Source organism: Desulfotomaculum defluvii (assembly GCF_054657375.1).
Genome location: NZ_BAAHYV010000001.1, coordinates 251107 through 268098 on the forward strand (window position 1 = coordinate 251107; position 16992 = coordinate 268098).

The following is a 16992-nucleotide window of genomic DNA, read 5'->3' on the forward strand; positions in this document are numbered from 1 at the left end:
CTCCGATTATTTTTCTACTTTACAGCATTCTTGCTCTAGTTTTTTAAATTTATTTTCTAATCGCTCAATATCCGATTGCATTTGACCTAATAAATCGGCAATTGGGTCTGGTAATTGATCATGCCGCAAATCAGGTACATAATTATCATCAATCTTTTGACCATCAAGAATCACAATACGTCCAGGTACCCCCACCACCGTACAATTAGAGGGTACAGGTTTTAGTACTACAGAGCCTGCACCGATTTTTACATTGTTTCCTACGGTGAAGGATCCTAATACCCTGGCACCAGAACTAATAACCACATTATTACCAATGGTAGGGTGACGTTTACCTTTCTCTTTCCCTGTTCCACCCAGGGTTACTCCTTGATAAATGGTAACATTGTCCCCTATTTCTGCAGTTTCTCCTATGACTACACCGGAACCATGATCAATAAAAAGCCCTTCACCAATCTTAGCCCCAGGGTGAATTTCTATGCCTGTAATAAATCTTGATAATTGTGATAAAACTCTTGCTACAACAAAAAAATTTTTCTTATATAATGCATGGGCAACCCGATGGAGTAAAATGGCATGCAGGCCGGGGTAACAAAGTATTACCTCAATAATACTTTTGGCTGCAGGGTCACGTTCAAATACTGCATTGATTTCTTTCTTTATCCGGCCAAACAAAGCAAATCCTCCTTAAAATCTTTTTGCCTAAATCCTTCTGTTTATGTTTCAAGTTCTCTACCTCTACCTTAAAGCCGCTTCTAACCTTGCTAGAGTTTTGGCTTTGCCAATAACAGGAATAATCTGATGGAGTTCTGGGCCGTGGGTGCGTCCTGTGATCGCCACGCGCAATGGCTGGAAGATAAATTTTCCCTTAAGTCCACTCTGCTTGCCAACGGCTTTTATTATTGCCTTGACGGATTCTTCAGTTAGGTCCTCAGCCGCAGTAAATAACTCAAGGGCAGTTTTCATTACCACCGGCATTTGCTCCCAAGCTTTGACCTGTTTTGCATCTTCTTCTAAAACCTCTATGCTATCACAGAAGAAAACATCTACGTGTTGAGTAATTTCCTGCATATAGGAAATGTAGTTTCTAGCAATGGCAACAACCTTTTCCAACCAGATAATATCTTCTTGACTAAGATTTTCCCCTAAATAGCCGGCTTCCCGTAGGAAGGGAATAGCTAACTTTGTAAGTCTATCAACGGGAGCCTGGCGAATATAATGACCGTTTAACCAGTTAAGTTTATCAATATCAAAGACAGCGGGGTTTTTAGCCACCCGGTCTAGGATAAATTGTTCTTTAATTTGTTCTAAGGTAAAAATTTCTTCTTCGCCACCAGGAGACCAACCCAACAAGGCCAAGAAATTTACCAAGGCTTCTGGCAGATAGCCTAAGTTCTGGTACTGTTCAATGGAAGTGGCACCATGTCGTTTACTCATTTTACTGCGGTCTTTACCAAGAATTAAGGAAATATGTGCAAAATCCGGCTTTTGCCAACCCAAAGCATCATAAATTAGGATTTGTCTGGGGGTATTGGAGAGGTGTTCCTCCGCCCTAACCACATGGGTAATATTCATATCATGGTCATCAACAACAACAGCAAAGTTGTAGGTAGGGATGTTGTCAGACTTCATAATAATAAAGTCCCCGATGCCGTTACTCTCGAATTCAACTTGACCCCGAACATAATCATTAATGGTTATTATTTTGTCCTCTGGAACTTTAAACCTAAGTACCGGCTTCCGCCCTTCGGCCTCAAATTTCGCTCTATCTTCAGGGCATAAATTGCGGCACCTTCCTAAATAGCGAGGCAGCTCGCCCTTCTCCATTAGGGCTTCCCTCTCGGCTGCCAATTCTTCTTCGCTGCAGTAACAGTAATAAGCATGACCTGTTTCGAGAAGCTCTTTAGCAAGTCTCCTGTAAACATCTAAACGTTCAGTTTGACGATAGGGCCCATTAGGTCCCCCTACTTCAATTCCTTCGTCCCAATCGATACCTAACCAACGTAAGGCATTTAGTATATTTTGCTCAGACTCTCTGGAAGACCTCTCCAGGTCGGTATCTTCAATCCGAACCAAAAATTGACCTCCGTGATGACGGGCATAAAGCCAGTTGAAAAGTGCAGATCTAGCACCCCCAATATGTAAAGGCCCCGTTGGACTCGGGGCAAACCTTACTCTAACAGACAAAGAGACTTCCCCCTTTTAATTATATGATTTTAAATTAGTTGATCTCTAGATGGATATTATATCACCTTTACGTAAAGGCACACAACTTTTTGCAACATTACTATTTTTTGTCGATAATCTTTGGGAACATATTTACTATTTAATCATAAGATTTAATAAGAAAGCTTGTGATTTTTTTTTCAATTCTTGGAAGGGTTTTGTTAAGCAATGGCGAAAATGAATTTGAGTTTATTTGTTATTTTTAGGAGGTATTTATTAACTATGACAACTCCTAGGCTTTCTGACTTAATTGATGAATATAACGAAATTAAAGGCCACATAAGTTTTCGTCCAGATTATAAAAAATTAATCGATAGGAATATTGAAAGAGTTATATTCTGTGAGAAAACCATTGGCACATCTCATTTCTCACTTATTCGCAACGAAGACTTTGAGATTATTTTCACTCACCAGGTAGGTAAAAAAACCCACCAAGCCAGACTTGATTTAAACAATTTTGATCCAGTTGGCCATTTGGATCTACTTCTGGATTGGTGTCCAGACTATTGTGAACTTCGTTGGGATTACTCCAATAACTGTTGCACAGGTTAATAATTTTCATAATTAACTATGAGTTACGGTAAAACACCGGTAAAAATAAGCCGCCCATGGGCCATGAGCTTAAAGACCCCTAAGTAAAACGCCCATGGTTCATGGCTCATGGCCCCCTAACTAGGATTCTATAGCTAATGGCAATAATTTGACCCCTCCGAAAAAGAATCGGAAGGGTCCTGTTGTTATTTGTTTTGTGTCTTGGCCCAGGAGTCTTTTAAGGAGACAATGCGATTAAATACCTTTAGCTGATCATTTGAATCGGGGTCCACACTAAAATAGCCTTGCCTGATAAATTGATAGCCACTCCCCGGTTTAGCACTGGCTAGACTGGGTTCCACAAAGGCAGATGCCAACACTTCCAATGACATGGGGTTTATATTTTGTTTGAAGTCTGCATCTTTTTCATCTTCGGGGTTTGCTTTGGTAAATAAGTGATCATAAAGTCGAACTTCTGACTTAATCGCATGATCCGCAGATACCCAATGTAGAGTACCCTTTACCTTACGAACCTCATTGCTGGTTCCACTTTTTGTATCAGGGTCATAGGTACAGTGAATTTCAATAATCTCTCCTGTTTGTTCATCCTTTACTACCCGTTCACACTTGATAATATAGGCGTATTTCAAACGAACTTCTTTCCCCGGCGTTAATCGAAAGTACTTTTTCGGAGGGTTTTCCATAAAATCTTCCTGTTCAATGTAAACCACCCGAGCAAAGGGGATTTTCCGACTACCAAGTTCAGGATTATCCGGATGGTATTCTGCTTCCAACCATTCTACTTGTCCTTCTGGGTAGTTATCAATAATTAATTTAATGGGGCGAAGTACACCCATCACACGGGCTGCCTTATGGTTTAAATCCTCACGGATACAGTGCTCAAGCAATGCAATATCAACTGTACTTACAGCCTTGGCAACTCCAATACGTTCGCAAAAATCCCTTATGGCCTCTGGCGTATACCCCCGCCGACGCAGGCCTGATATGGTCGGCATCCTTGGATCGTCCCAGCCATTAACATATCCTTCCTCCACCAATTGTCTAAGTTTCCTTTTACTCATGACGGTATTGCTGAGATTCAACCGAGCAAACTCTATTTGCTGGGGTATTGACTTAAGATTAACGAGGGTATTAACATTCTCTACAATCCAGTTATAGAGGGGACGATGATCCTCAAATTCACAGGTGCAAATGGAATGAGTAATACCTTCCATGGCATCCGAAAGGGGGTGTGCATAGTCATACATTGGGTAGATACACCATTTGTCCCCGGTACGGTGATGTTTTGATTTTTGAATGCGGTACAGAACAGGATCACGCATGTTGATATTGGCTGAGGACATATCTATTTTTGCCCGTAATACCCGGGAACCATCTGAAAATTCTCCTGCCTTCATTTGCTGGAAAAGTTCCAAATTTTCCTCAACCGACCGATTTCTGTGGGGGCTATCTTTCCCTGGTTGAGTTAACGTTCCCCGGTATTCTCTGATTTCATCAGCACTCAGGTCATCTACATAGGCTTTGCCGGCTTTGATTAACTGGACAGCAAAATAATATAGTTGATCAAAGTAATCGGACGCGTAAAACATTCGATCATCCCAGTGGAAACCCAGCCATTTTACATCTTCCTGAATAGAATCTACATATTCAACATCTTCTTTGCTTGGATTGGTATCGTCGAACCTTAAATTACATAATCCATTGTATTCTTGAGCAATACCAAAATTCAAGCATATGGACTTAGCATGTCCAATATGAAGATATCCATTTGGCTCAGGGGGAAATCGAGTATGTACCTTTCTTTTGTTTTTGCCCTCATCTATGTCTTTATCTATAATATCGTGGATAAAACTAGTCAATTTATTATTCATTCTTCATGACTCCCTCTTAGAATTTTTAGAAAAACACGTCATAAAGTGTCTATTTTTCCACATGTTGTCCAAAAATCCTCTTTCTTATTACTAAATGACGTTCATTGTCAAAAACTATATAAGGTAAAAGCAATCTTGCCTTTAACATTAGTTTTTCCCTTCTTGGGAGAGGGCCTTGTGCCATGGGTCCTGGGCTTCTTATCCATGTTTTGCTTCGGGGTCTTTAGCTCATGGCCCATGGCACAGGGCCCATGGCCAGCAATATTCTAAGTACTCGCGCTCAAGATCCCTAACCATTAGTTTTTTTAACTCTTTTTTCGGATAGTACAAACAGCATAGGCCCCAATGCCTTCGCCGCGCCCCGCAAAGCCAAGGCGTTCAGTGGTAGTTGCTTTAATATTTATACAGTTTGCATTGGTCCTAAGCACTTGAATAATATTCTCTCTCATAGCTTGAATATAAGGTGCTAATTTAGGAGCCTGAGCCACAATTACAGCATCAATATTGTTAACAAAGTACCCCTTTGAAGACAGTTTTTCACGAACCTCCTCTAAGAGGGTAAGGCTAGATATTCCTTTATAACGTGGATCACTATCTGGAAAGTGTTGACCGATATCCCCTAGGGCAACGGCACCCAGTAATGCGTCCATAACGGCATGAATTAAAACATCTGCATCTGAATGGCCTAAAAGCCCTAATTCATAAGGTATAACAACTCCTCCCAGTATCAATTGACGCTCTGGTACTAGCTTATGTACATCATAACCAATACCCATTCGCACCCTAACGATTCCTCCTTCTCAGAAAAGCTTCAGCCAAAACCATATCTTCAGGTGTGGTAATTTTAATATTCTCATAAGTACCCTGTACCAGTTTAACTGGTTTACCTAAGGCTTCTACCAAAGCACAATCATCAGTAGCATAAATACCTTTCTCGTGGGCAGTTTGATGTGCCTCTAAGATAATATCGTAGCAAAATACCTGGGGGGTTTGAACTGCCCAAAGTTTTTCCCGGTTAGGTGTACCTATGATATATCCCTGATCATCTATCATCTTAATAGTATCCTTAACAGGTACTGCTAAGGCTGCTGCGCCTACCAACCGAGCCTCTTTAATAACACTGCTTATTTGATTTACTTGTACCAGCGGTCTAGCACCATCATGGATAACAACCATTTCGGTATGACTAGATAAGCTAGAAAGTCCATTATAGACAGAAGTTTGGCGGTGGTTACCTCCGGGTACCACCGCCAAAATCTTGCTAAATAAATTGCCCCGGAAAAGTAATTCCCGGCATTGGTCTACTTCACCAGGAGCCACAACAACTACTATTCCCGTTACCTCAGGAGTCCTTTCCAACATCTCAATAGTATGGGTTAATACCGGTTTGTCTTGTAAGTTAAGATATTGCTTTTTTACTTTGGAACCCATACGACTCCCTGTACCCGCTGCAGGAATTATAGCAATAACATTACCCAATTGCATTCACTCCACTTATTACATGTCCCGCTGCTTCGCTTCTTTTATCTAGACTCTTTGGCTTGGCAAAGATCATGCGACCTGCAGCTGTTTGCAAAACACTGGTTACTAAAACGATAATGGTTTGACCAATATATCGTTTACCTCCATCCACAACAATCATTGTGCCATCATCAAGATATGCAACACCTTGACCCATTTCTTTACCATCTTTTACAAGGGTAACAGACATTTCTTCACCAGGCAATACCACTGGCTTAATAGCATTGGCCAGCTCATTAATATTTAGTACTTTTACTCCTTGAAGTTCTGCCACTTTGTTAAGGTTGTAGTCGTTAGTAATAATCTTGGCACCAAGCTTTTGCCCTAATTTAACCAACTTGGCATCTACTTCCTGAATTTCATCTAAACCTTTGGTATTCTCATATATTTGCACTTTAATATCCGAGGATTTTTTCATGGCATTGAGAATATCTAGTCCTCGGCGACCTCTATTTCTCTTTAATAAATCAGCCGAGTCTGCAATATGCCTTAGTTCGTCCACCACGAAAACGGGCACTAACAAAACACCTTCAACAAAACCACTTTGACATAATTCCGAAATTCGACCATCAATAATCACACTGGTGTCTAACAACTTGACCTGATTTGCCTTTGACTCAGACTTGCCAAATTTATCCTTACCCAAACGTGGTAGAGTTGAAAACAAGGCAACAATTTCTTCCCTTTTCTTAACAGCCACTGAAAGACCCAGATAACCTAGTAAACATGTCCCTGCTAACCATATGGCTTTACCAATAGGGCCCATGCTTGATAGAATATTGCCAAGTAAATTAGCAATTATAAGTCCAAAAATAAGTCCGAGGGAACCCATAATTATATCTTGGGTTGGGGTTTTTGCTAGATGTTGGTCTACAACTACAGTTAGAGCAAGTCCTCCTCTAATAATCCAAGGTGTAATAATAACACCTACCAGCACCCCCAACAAGGCTCCTAGAGCGATAACTCCAAATTTCAACTGTGGTAAAGTGGCTGGAACTGTTACAAAGTTATTAGAAATACTCTGTAAAGCCGCCACTAAACCTAAGCTTCCAAAAAGCAAAATCAATAGACCATATATCATTTTGCGTACCAATCTATTCACCTCCCTTCCCCATGGTACATTTTCATTACGTATAGTTATTATAAGTTAACCAAAAATTAGGTTCAATAACAAATAAGGGCGAATTTTACACCCTAAATATCAGGAATTGACAAAATGATATCTATTATCCTTATTAGGCAAATACTTCGTCAATTAATGACCTCGCCTTAGATTCCTCCATTTCTGCCGCTAGAACCAGTTCACTAATTAGTATTTGGCGTGCATTCTCTAACATTTTGCGTTCCCCTGAAGAGAGTCCTTTTTCTTTGTCTCGAGTTAGTAGGTTCCTTACAACCTCAGCAACTTCGTAAATGTCACCACTTTTTATCTTTTCTAAATTTGCACGATAACGACGATTCCAGTTACCCGACATGACAGTTGTTTGACCTTCTAACACTCCCATAACCGTGGGTACTTCATCCCGGTTAATTATGCCCCGGAGCCCAACATCATCGCAATTGCTGATAGGAATCATCACTTTCATATCGCCAATCGGAAGGCGTAAGATATAATACTGTCGTTTTTCTCCTAGTACTTCCTTTTCTTCAATGGCCTCGATAACTCCAGCTCCATGCATAGGGTAAACGACTTTGTCGCCAATCTTAAACAAGGCCAATCCCTCCCAAACTAAGTTGTAACTATTATAACATATAATAACTTAGCTGTCAAAAAACATATATTTTAGCACAGCACAACTGCTGTGTCAATAACCATTTTATGACATAATGGTCCGTTTGACAAAGCCCCTTTAAGATAGCTATAATTGCTGTAACGGAAAGTAAAAGGAGTGGTCCGGCAGAATGAAAGATTTGCTTTGTGATCAGTTTCAAAATACCGTTTCTGAGACGATGCTTTGCCATCGAAGTATATTGGAAATACTGTCAAAGCTCCAGGAATCCGGTGTAAGAGTTCAACGCTCTGTTGTTCATTCTGTAACATCCTGTGGTTGCCAAAAAATCACGGCCGATAAAAAGCCCTTACCAGAGAATGCAACTTTTCTGGATTTAAAGCATTTATTGGATTCCCACTTATCTGGTAACCTTTGTAAAAACTGTCGTGACAGCATTGAAAGCGAACTTGGACGTTCACTTTTTTACATGGCTGCCCTATGCAACCTTATGGAATTAAATCTTTATGACATATTCATCAAGGAGCACAAACAACTAGAAATTTTAAGGGGGTATAATTTAACTTAGGCCAAAGCATCAGAATATTGAAAACTTTCTACAATACAAAGAGGCGTGGTTCTTTCCACGCCTATATTTTTTGATTTTTATAACGGTCTTGTAGAAGCATTTCACCGTACCGGGTAAGGCCATCTTTAATAGATCTGGCTCTAACTTCCCCAATACCTTCAACCTCATCTAGTTCTTCAATGCTGGCAACAATTATCGTGCGTAGATATTTAAAGGTTGCAACTAGGTTTTCTATAACAGGTAAAGGCAACCTAGGAATTTTACGTAAAACACGGTATCCCCGCGGTGATACATTTTGGTCAAGTACACTGGCACTGCCCGGGTATCCTAAAGCTCGGGCTATCAGTACTAGGTCCAGCAAATCTTCCGCTGGCCAACTACCAATCACCTTAAGAATACTTTCCGGAGTCTTTTCTCCCAATGTAGTGGCATAATCTTGTATCATTAATAAGCCTTCTTCTTCGACATTTGCCACCAATTCTTCTAACTGCATGGCAATTAAGCGACCTTCTGTTCCTAATTCGCTGATATAACGATCAATTTCTTTTTTAACACGCAATACCATTTCAATTCTCTGAATGGCTTTAGTCACATCAAATAGAGTCACTACTTCTTGTAGCTCCATCATAGATAATTCATTAATAACCCGATCCGACACAGTACGATACTTCTCCAAGGTTTGTACCGCTTGGTTAGCCTTTGCTAGAATTACACTAATGTCTCTCAAAAAATACTTAATAGGTCCTTTGTAAACAGTAATGACACTTCTTCTTTGGGAAATTGATATAACAGGCACATCACATTGTTTAGCTACCCTTTCTGCAGTTCTATGTCGAATACCAGTTTCACTGGAAGGTATGATTAAATCAGGAATCAACTGCGTGTTGGCAGCTATAATTCTCTTGGTATCCTCGCTTAAAATAATGGCACCATCCATCTTGGCTAATTCATACAAACCTGCTGGGGTAAAATCTGCATTGATCGCAAATCCCCCTTCAGCTAAGTCCATAACCTCAGAGTTGTCGCCAATAACAATTAAGGCGCCTGTTTTAGCCCGTAAAATGTTTTCCAATCCTTCCCTTAAGGGGGTTCCCGGAGCCACCAGTCTTAGTAATTTAAGTAACTTATCCTCTACTTTCTCGTCCTTTACCACAATCTCACCCCTTACCGCCCGATGGCGGCTTCCACTGCCTCGTGAATTGATTGCACTCCTATATAATCTATTATACCCATAGCTTGTATTTGTTTGTCTTTAGGTCCGATACACATTTTGAACCCTAGCTTAGCAGCTTCTTGTAACCTCTTTTCCATACCTGCAACTGTTCTAACCTCTCCAGTTAGTCCTACTTCTCCCAACAGAACCAGCCTATCCAATACTGGTTGTTCTTTAAAACTAGATGAAATAGCTAATGCTATTGCTAAATCAGCAGCCGGTTCATCTAATTTTACACCACCCACGGCACTGACATAGGCATCATACGAAGATAGTCGAAGACCCACTCGCCTTTCTAAAACCGCCATAATTAAGGCTACTCGGTTATAGTCCACGCCTGTTGTCATTCTTCGAGGTGTTCCAAACCCACTGGGACATACCAGCGCTTGAATCTCTACTAGCAAAGGTCTGGTTCCCTCTAGGCTTGATACAATGGAGGAGCCTGCTATACTATGGGCTCGTTGGTTCATAAACAGTTCCGAAGGATTTAATACTTCTACTAATCCCACACCCCTCATTTCAAAAATCCCTAGTTCATTGGTGGACCCAAACCGATTCTTAACTGTACGTAAAATACGATAGGCTTGGTGTCTATCTCCTTCAAAATACAATACCGTATCCACCATATGCTCGAGCACTCTGGGCCCAGCTAGGGCTCCTTCCTTAGTCACATGACCTACAACAAAAATAGGAACTCCACTACCCTTGGCCAATTTCATCAACATGCCAGTACATTCTCTTACCTGTGAGACACTTCCCGGTGCAGATGAAAGTTCTGGATGATATACCGTTTGGATAGAATCCAAAATTACTGCTGAAAAGACATTTTCTTTAATAAACCTTTCAACCACAGACATATCTGTTTCAGCCATTAAAAATAAGTTGCTGTGTAGTGTTCCAATACGTTGAGCCCGCATCTTTATTTGACGTACAGATTCCTCCCCAGATACATACAGAACCTTCCCAATGCCCCCTGCTATGGCAGATGCAGCCTGTAAAAGTAGAGTTGATTTGCCAATACCTGGATCACCGCCGACCAAAACCAATGAGCCGGGAACTAATCCCCCTCCTAGCACTCTATCCAGTTCCTGTAGTCCCGTAGAATACCTTTCTTCTTCAGTAGTGACAACTTCAGTTACCGGTACAGGAGCCTGACCTGATATTCCCCGTACTTTATTATTCTCAATAGCTGCCCTTTCTTCTACCAGAGTATTCCATTGGCCGCAGCCAGGACATTTTCCTAACCACCTTGCACTTTTGTGACCACAACTTTGACAGGTATAGGTTGTTTTGTTCCGCAACAAATAAACCCCCGAACAATATTAATTTGTTTATTTGGTAAATCTACACGCCTTGACTTTCGCTGCCTATTTTATAAATTCCTGCCACTTCGCTAAAAATATTGCCACTATATGTAAGTAGCTTATTGTTATTGCTGAACTAGTCGGAATATTGTTAGCTGTTAGCTGTTAGCTGTTAGCTGTTAGCTGTTAGCTGTTAGCTGTTAGCTGTTAGCTGTTAGCTGTTAGCTGTTAGCTGTTAGCTGTTAGCTGTTAGCTGTTAGCTGTTAGCTGTTAGCTGTTAGCTGTTAGCTGTTAGCTGTTAGCTGTTAGCTGTTAGCTTAATTTTGAGACTTTACTAACAGCTGTCAAGTATTTTTTGCAAATCTTAATCCTAGCCTTTTGGCAGACTTTTAGGGGGAATGCAACAAAAATATCTAATGACTAATGGTTAAAAGCTAATGACTAAAAGAGGTAGTCCCTACGAACTACCTCTTTTCTAAGATTATTGTTCTTTTGTTACTGTGATTTGATCATCGGAAGCACCGATAACCACTCGATCACCTTTCTTAAAAGTACCTTTTATTAACTCCTCTGACAACCTATCCTCTACCCTACGCTGAATTTCTCTACGTAATGGGCGTGCACCGAATTCTTCACTAAAGCCTACTTTGCCTAAGACTGCCATAGCTGCATCATCAAAGGATAAGTATACTTCATGCTCTTCCAGCCGGCCTGCTACTTCCTTTAACATAAGACCAACAATTTGCTGAATATGTTCTCTACTTAAGGTGTGGAATACAATGGTTTCATCAATACGATTTAGGAATTCAGGCCGGAAAGTCCGTTTCAAACCTTCTTCTACCCGTTCCTTCATTTTCTCATAATCCGCCTGAGACTGCTCAGAATTTGCGGCAAAGCCTACCTTACCCACAGATTTTATTGTGGACAAGCCAACATTCGAAGTCATAATGATTACTGTGTTGCGAAAATCAACCACACGCCCCTTGGAATCTGTGAGTCTTCCATCCTCCAAAACTTGTAGCAATATATTAAATACATCAGGGTGTGCTTTTTCAATTTCATCCAGTAATACTACTGAATAAGGCTTCCTTCGGACAGCTTCGGTTAATTGACCCCCCTCATCGTAACCAACATAACCAGGAGGTGCACCTACCAATCGAGAAACAGCATGTTTTTCCATATATTCAGACATATCTATACGAACTAAAGCATCCTCATCTCCAAAGAGTGCCTCGGCCAGAGCCCTCGCCAATTCAGTTTTACCAACACCTGTGGGCCCAAGGAAGATAAAGGAGCCAACTGGTCGCTTAGGATCCTTTAATCCCGCTCTAGCTCTACGCACGGCTCGCGAAACAGCCTGTACTGCATCATCCTGTCCAACTACCCTCTGGTGAAGGACTTCTTCAAGATTTAATAGTTTTTCAGTTTCTTCCTGGGCCATTTTCTGCACCGGAATCCCGGTCCAACTGGAAACAATATGTGCAATATCTTCTTCAGAAACAACCAGATTATCGCCACCCTTTGTTTGGTTCCAATTGTCACGGGCTTGATTAATTTCCATTAACAAGGTCTGTTCACGATCTCTCAGCTCCGCCGCCTTTTCAAATTCTTGGTTATTAATGGCTGCCTCTTTTTCTTTGCGAATCTCCTCAAGAATTTTTTCTTTATCCTTTAAATCGGGTGGTGCTGTAAAAGCCTTAATCCGCACACGGGAAGCAGATTCATCAATTAAATCTATGGCCTTATCGGGCAAGAAACGGTCCGTAATATAACGATCTGATAATTTAGCTGCAGCTTCCAATGCTTCGTCTGTAATACTTACACGATGATGTGCTTCATATTTATCACGAATACCCTTTAGTATTTGCAGGGTTTCTTCCACAGTAGGCTCATCAACTTGGATGGGTTGGAAACGTCTTTCCAGTGCTGCATCCTTTTCAATATACTTACGATATTCATCCAGTGTCGTTGCACCAATTGTCTGTATTTCACCTCTCGCCAAGGCTGGTTTTAATATATTAGCTGCATCTATTGCACCTTCAGCTGCACCGGCACCAATTAATGTGTGGAGTTCATCGATAAAAACGATAATGTTGCCAGCTTGCCGGATTTCTTCCATGATTTTTTTCAATCGATCTTCAAACTCACCTCGATATTTGGTACCAGCCACCATACCAGCTAGGTCAAGTGTAACTACCCTACGGTTGATTAAAATTTCTGGTACATTACCAGCAATAATACGTTGCGCCAGTCCTTCAGCAATTGCAGTTTTACCAACTCCTGGTTCACCAATTAGAACTGGGTTATTTTTTGTACGTCGGGAAAGAACTTGAATAACTCGTTCAATTTCCTTTGCTCTTCCTACCACCGGATCTAATTTATCTTCTTTAGCTAAGTTCGTTAAATCACGACTAAATTGATCCAAACTGGCTGTTTTACATCCTCCTGCTGGGCAGTTTTGACCATTTCCCCCGGAAGGTTGATTTCCACCCGGAGTTCCCCCTATCATGTTAATAACCTGCTGACGAACTTTTTCTAAGTCTGCTCCCAAAGAGATTAGTACTTGGGCCGCAACACCCTCTCCCTCTCTGATTAGACCTAACAATAAGTGCTCAGTACCAACATAGTTATGTCCCATAAGGCGTGACTCTTCCACTGCCAATTCCAATACCCTCTTTGCCCTAGGTGTGGGTGGAATATCCCCGGGTACCGGTTGATCTCCCATTTCTACCATCTGCTCTACAGCAGCCTTTACTTTATCTGCGTTGATATTCATATTACCAAGGGCCCGAGCTGCTATGCCTTCACCCTCTCTTATAAGACCTAGTAAGATATGCTCAGTACCAATATAAGGGTACTTAAATCTACGAGCTTCTTCTTGAGCTAATACAAGTACCTTTTGTGCCCTTTCGGTAAATCTTTGAAACATACTCTTACCTCCTATTCATCTTGATCTGACAATACGTTTAGTCGTTCCCGAATTAAGGTAGCTCTATAGGTATCTCTCTGATAGGTATTTAAATCTGTACCCTTTAGTTTACTTAAAAAAGCTGGTCTACTCATAATAATGAGTTCCATAATAAGGCCAGGCGGGATATTAGGAAGAATACCTAGATCAACCCCTAACCTTAAATTTGATAACAAAGACATGGTTTCATTTGAGGTTAAGATTCGTGCATATTTAAGTAAACCATAGGCTCGCCATACTTTGTCTTCTATATGAGATTTTTGCTCTTGATGGAGGGCCCTTCTGGCTGCCCTTTCTTGGGTTACTAACTGTAAAGCCACCGTAATTAAGCTGTCAATGATTTCCTCTTCGGGCAAACCAAGAGTTACCTGATTTGACACCTGAAATAAATTGCCTGTGGCCTGGGTTCCTTCTCCATATAGTCCTCGCACTGTTAAACCAAGTTTTGATAGAGTGGTTAATATAGCATTTATTTGTTGCGTCATGACTAATGCTGGTAGATGCAACATGATTGAAGCCCTTAGCCCAGTTCCAACATTTGTTGGACACGAAGTCAAATAGCCTTGTTCCTCAGAAAAAGCAAAATCCAAGATTTGTTCAAAGCCATCATCCACTGTATTTGCTAAATCCCAGCATTCTTTAAGTTGTAGGCCGGGAAGTAAACATTGAATACGTAAATGATCCTCTTCATTCACCATCACACTAATCACTTCATCATCTCGCAGAACAACTCCCCTTTTTTCGGGCTTATCAAGCATATCCGGGCTAATTAGATGTTTCTCCACTAGTATTTGTCTCTCCGTGGGGGATAATTCTGTCATACGAGATAATTCCAATTTCCCCACTTCTTCCTGCATAGCATTTTGACCGATGGCGGACTGTACAGCATAGATTATTTTGTCTGCATTATCATGGCCTAATAAATGTGGAAATGGATAACCTGATAGATTCCTCGCTAATCGAACTCTGCTACTAATAATAACGTCATTTTCCGGTCCTGAAGCCTCTAGCCACTTACTATATGGACTACTAACTGTTTCCTTTAACGACATATCTTCTCCCCCCTATTGGAGTTTCTGTTCAAGTTCTTTAATACGATCACGAATACTAGCCGCTTTTTCAAATTCTTCTATGCTAATAGCTTCCTGTAGTTGACTCTTTAATACTCTTATTTCCTTAGTTATTAGTGCAGTTCCACCTGTTCTCTTAGGTACCTTGCCAGTATGGGCACTACTACCATGTATTCTTTTCAGTAAAGGTCTTACTCTCTCCCCAAATCGACTGTAGCATTCACTGCAACCAAATAAACCACTCTTTGCAACTTGGTTTTCTGAGGAGCCACATTTTTCACAATGTATTTGGGGCATAGCATTAGCCTTAATACTAGAACCTGTAAAATGATGGTTAATTAAGCCTGCTAAAAAATCATGCAGGTTTAGTTGGGGTGAAAACCCAAAACTCTCAGCCTGAAGCTCTGATGCACAGGCAGAACATAAATTCATTTGTTTCTTAGTATTGTTAACTATTTGTGTAAAGTGAACCTCCGCAGGTCTTTGTTGACACCGATCACATAGCATAATTTGACCCTCCTTAATCCCTAAATATTGCTCCCAGCATAGCTCTAAGCAATTGAGCCCTTAAGTTATCCCGCCAGGGTAACTCAATTGACAAGGTATTCCTATCGATTACTGCTCTAAATATTCGGGCTTCCCGATAAGTAATAAACTTTTCTTCTAACAATCTTTTGATAATTTTATCTGCCTGAGATTGATTAATATTGTCCCCCACTAAACGATAGATTTGAGCCGCAGGGTCATCATGTCGATCTAAAGGTATTTTAATAATCTTTATGAACCCACCACCACCCCTGCGACTTTCCACAATATAACCATTCTCGCTGGTAAATCTAGTAGAGAGGACATAATTAATTTGAGATGGCACACAATTAAACTGGGCAGCTAATTCATTTCTCTGAAGTTCAATATAATCATAAGAGCTGTCTTGGATCAGTTTTTTAATGTATTTTTCGATCAACTCTGAGATACTAGGCATTTCCTATGTTCACCTCGCAAGATAATTGAAGACTTAATTTTTGACCTTGCTTAACCTTGACCTTAACATTATTTATTGTTTACCTTATTATTAGACAATAAACCCTTTATCTATACAAACATCTAATCCATTTAGACTTTGCCTGACCTTGACTTTAATTGTATTCTAAAATAATACTTTAGATTGATGCAACAGGTTAAATCCGCAAATTTTAGCCTAATTTAGCCAATACCCTTATTTTATTAAGGATGACTATTAATTTTATTATTTTACATTAAATATTATCATTTAATACTTATTAGCATACAAAAAAACCCCTGCATCTTGCAGAGGTTTTCGTTGGCTCCCCGAGCTGGACTCGAACCAGCAACCTACCGGTTAACAGCCGGTTGCTCCACCATTGAGCTATCGAGGATTATTAATAATTCTGGCGACGACCTACTCTCCCAGGAGCGCTAGCTCCAAGTACCATCGGCCCTGGAGGGCTTAACTGCTGTGTTCGGGATGGGAACAGGTGTACCCCCTCCGGTATCGCCACCAGAAACTTTATACTATTGGGTAATTCTTTCGGGTCTAGCCATTAGCTGTTAGCCTTTAGCTTATTAGAGCTTTCCCCTCTTAACAAACCTTTGTGTTCTCTGAAAACTAAACAGCGTTAAAGTAAGTTCATCGATTTATTTCTAACCTAGCCAATGGCTAATAGCTACTGACTAAAGGTTAATTTCTGGCTCCCCGAGCTGGACTCGAACCAGCAACCTACCGGTTAACAGCCGGTTGCTCCACCATTGAGCTATCGAGGATTATTAATTACTCTGGCGACGACCTACTCTCCCAGGAGCGCTAGCTCCAAGTACCATCGGCCCTGGAGGGCTTAACTGCTGTGTTCGGGATGGGAACAGGTGTACCCCCTCCGGTATCGCCACCAGAAACTTTATACTATTGGGTAGTTCTTCAGGGTGGCCATGAGCCTTGGGCCTTGCGCCATGG

At 40.9% G+C, this 16992-nt stretch carries 15 protein-coding genes, 2 tRNA genes and 2 rRNA genes; 2 read left to right on the forward strand and 17 right to left on the reverse strand.

All coding sequences use genetic code 11. The features are described 5' to 3' along the window. Positions 1-6 precede the first annotated feature (6 nt). Together cysE and gltX are read right to left on the reverse strand one after the other, a co-directional pair. Positions 7-675: a serine O-acetyltransferase gene (gene cysE, locus ACYQ03_RS01260; protein WP_459907059.1), complete on the reverse strand. Its 669-nt coding sequence runs from the start codon at positions 673-675 to the stop codon at positions 7-9. A gap of 63 nt (positions 676-738) precedes the next feature. After that, complete coding sequence (gene gltX / locus ACYQ03_RS01265; protein ID WP_459907061.1) at positions 739-2187, reverse strand: glutamate--tRNA ligase; 1449 nt, start codon at positions 2185-2187, stop codon at positions 739-741. A gap of 261 nt (positions 2188-2448) precedes the next feature. On the opposite strand from gltX, the gene ACYQ03_RS01270 reads away from it, so the two are divergent. Then, complete coding sequence (locus tag ACYQ03_RS01270) at positions 2449-2778, forward strand: hypothetical protein (protein WP_459907062.1); 330 nt, start codon at positions 2449-2451, stop codon at positions 2776-2778. A 185-nt stretch (positions 2779-2963) separates the two neighbouring features. Here the strand turns inward: ACYQ03_RS01270 and ACYQ03_RS01275 are convergent, their stop codons facing one another. The 5 genes from ACYQ03_RS01275 to ACYQ03_RS01295 all read right to left on the reverse strand — a co-directional run bounded on the left by ACYQ03_RS01275 (position 2964) and on the right by ACYQ03_RS01295 (position 7882). Continuing rightward, a complete protein-coding gene (locus ACYQ03_RS01275; protein ID WP_459907064.1) occupies positions 2964-4649 on the reverse strand; it encodes a glutamine--tRNA ligase/YqeY domain fusion protein in 1686 nt (561 codons plus the stop codon). Between the two features lie 305 nt (positions 4650-4954). Continuing rightward, the gene (gene ispF / locus ACYQ03_RS01280; protein ID WP_459907066.1) at positions 4955-5431 is read right to left on the reverse strand and encodes a 2-C-methyl-D-erythritol 2,4-cyclodiphosphate synthase; all 477 of its coding nucleotides are present in this window, start codon (positions 5429-5431) and stop codon (positions 4955-4957) included. Position 5432: 1 nt separating this feature from the next. Further along, on the reverse strand, positions 5433-6128 hold the full coding sequence (gene ispD, locus ACYQ03_RS01285; protein ID WP_459907067.1) for a 2-C-methyl-D-erythritol 4-phosphate cytidylyltransferase: 696 nt from the start codon (positions 6126-6128) through the stop codon (positions 5433-5435). Further along, on the reverse strand, positions 6121-7263 hold the full coding sequence (locus ACYQ03_RS01290) for a PIN/TRAM domain-containing protein (protein ID WP_459907069.1): 1143 nt from the start codon (positions 7261-7263) through the stop codon (positions 6121-6123). The genes ispD and ACYQ03_RS01290 overlap by 8 nt, the downstream gene beginning before the upstream one ends. A 142-nt stretch (positions 7264-7405) precedes the next feature. Continuing rightward, positions 7406-7882, reverse strand: coding sequence for a CarD family transcriptional regulator (locus ACYQ03_RS01295; RefSeq protein WP_459907071.1), 477 nt, complete (start codon positions 7880-7882; stop codon positions 7406-7408). A 190-nt stretch (positions 7883-8072) separates the two neighbouring features. On the opposite strand from ACYQ03_RS01295, the gene ACYQ03_RS01300 reads away from it, so the two are divergent. Further along, positions 8073-8468, forward strand: coding sequence for a nucleoside triphosphate pyrophosphohydrolase family protein (locus tag ACYQ03_RS01300; protein WP_459907073.1), 396 nt, complete (start codon positions 8073-8075; stop codon positions 8466-8468). Positions 8469-8529: 61 nt separating this feature from the next. Here the strand turns inward: ACYQ03_RS01300 and disA are convergent, their stop codons facing one another. The 10 genes from disA to rrf (ACYQ03_RS01350) form a co-directional block, all read right to left on the reverse strand. Beyond that, entirely contained in the window at positions 8530-9621 is a 1092-nt protein-coding gene (disA, locus tag ACYQ03_RS01305; protein WP_459907074.1) for a DNA integrity scanning diadenylate cyclase DisA, read from the reverse strand. A gap of 11 nt (positions 9622-9632) precedes the next feature. Further along, positions 9633-10982, reverse strand: coding sequence for a DNA repair protein RadA (gene radA / locus ACYQ03_RS01310; RefSeq protein WP_459907076.1), 1350 nt, complete (start codon positions 10980-10982; stop codon positions 9633-9635). A 484-nt stretch (positions 10983-11466) separates the two neighbouring features. Next, positions 11467-13914 (reverse strand): ATP-dependent Clp protease ATP-binding subunit, encoded by a 2448-nt coding sequence (locus tag ACYQ03_RS01315; RefSeq protein WP_459907077.1) that lies wholly within the window; start codon positions 13912-13914, stop codon positions 11467-11469. 11 nt (positions 13915-13925) lie between these two features. Further along, the gene (locus ACYQ03_RS01320) at positions 13926-15005 is read right to left on the reverse strand and encodes a protein arginine kinase (RefSeq protein WP_459907079.1); all 1080 of its coding nucleotides are present in this window, start codon (positions 15003-15005) and stop codon (positions 13926-13928) included. Between the two features lie 12 nt (positions 15006-15017). Next, positions 15018-15530: a UvrB/UvrC motif-containing protein gene (locus ACYQ03_RS01325; RefSeq protein WP_459907081.1), complete on the reverse strand. Its 513-nt coding sequence runs from the start codon at positions 15528-15530 to the stop codon at positions 15018-15020. A 13-nt stretch (positions 15531-15543) separates the two neighbouring features. Then, a complete protein-coding gene (locus tag ACYQ03_RS01330; protein ID WP_459907082.1) occupies positions 15544-16005 on the reverse strand; it encodes a CtsR family transcriptional regulator in 462 nt (153 codons plus the stop codon). Between the two features lie 340 nt (positions 16006-16345). Next, positions 16346-16420, reverse strand: a tRNA-Asn gene (locus ACYQ03_RS01335). Between the two features lie 10 nt (positions 16421-16430). Next, positions 16431-16547, reverse strand: a 5S ribosomal RNA gene (gene rrf, locus ACYQ03_RS01340). 183 nt (positions 16548-16730) lie between these two features. Continuing rightward, positions 16731-16805: transfer RNA gene (locus tag ACYQ03_RS01345), tRNA-Asn, on the reverse strand. A 10-nt stretch (positions 16806-16815) separates the two neighbouring features. Beyond that, a 5S ribosomal RNA gene (gene rrf / locus ACYQ03_RS01350) occupies positions 16816-16932 on the reverse strand. Positions 16933-16992 lie beyond the last annotated feature (60 nt).

Coding starts and splice junctions, on each gene's coding strand:
- ACYQ03_RS01275 (WP_459907064.1), bottom strand. CDS start 4,649: ATGAATAATAAATTGACTAGTTTTATCCACGATATTATAGATAAAGAC.
- ACYQ03_RS01325 (WP_459907081.1), bottom strand. CDS start 15,530: ATGCTATGTGATCGGTGTCAACAAAGACCTGCGGAGGTTCACTTTACA.
- ACYQ03_RS01315 (WP_459907077.1), bottom strand. CDS start 13,914: ATGTTTCAAAGATTTACCGAAAGGGCACAAAAGGTACTTGTATTAGCT.
- ACYQ03_RS01300 (WP_459907073.1), top strand. CDS start 8,073: ATGAAAGATTTGCTTTGTGATCAGTTTCAAAATACCGTTTCTGAGACG.
- ACYQ03_RS01320 (WP_459907079.1), bottom strand. CDS start 15,005: ATGTCGTTAAAGGAAACAGTTAGTAGTCCATATAGTAAGTGGCTAGAG.
- ACYQ03_RS01330 (WP_459907082.1), bottom strand. CDS start 16,005: ATGCCTAGTATCTCAGAGTTGATCGAAAAATACATTAAAAAACTGATC.
- ACYQ03_RS01270 (WP_459907062.1), top strand. CDS start 2,449: ATGACAACTCCTAGGCTTTCTGACTTAATTGATGAATATAACGAAATT.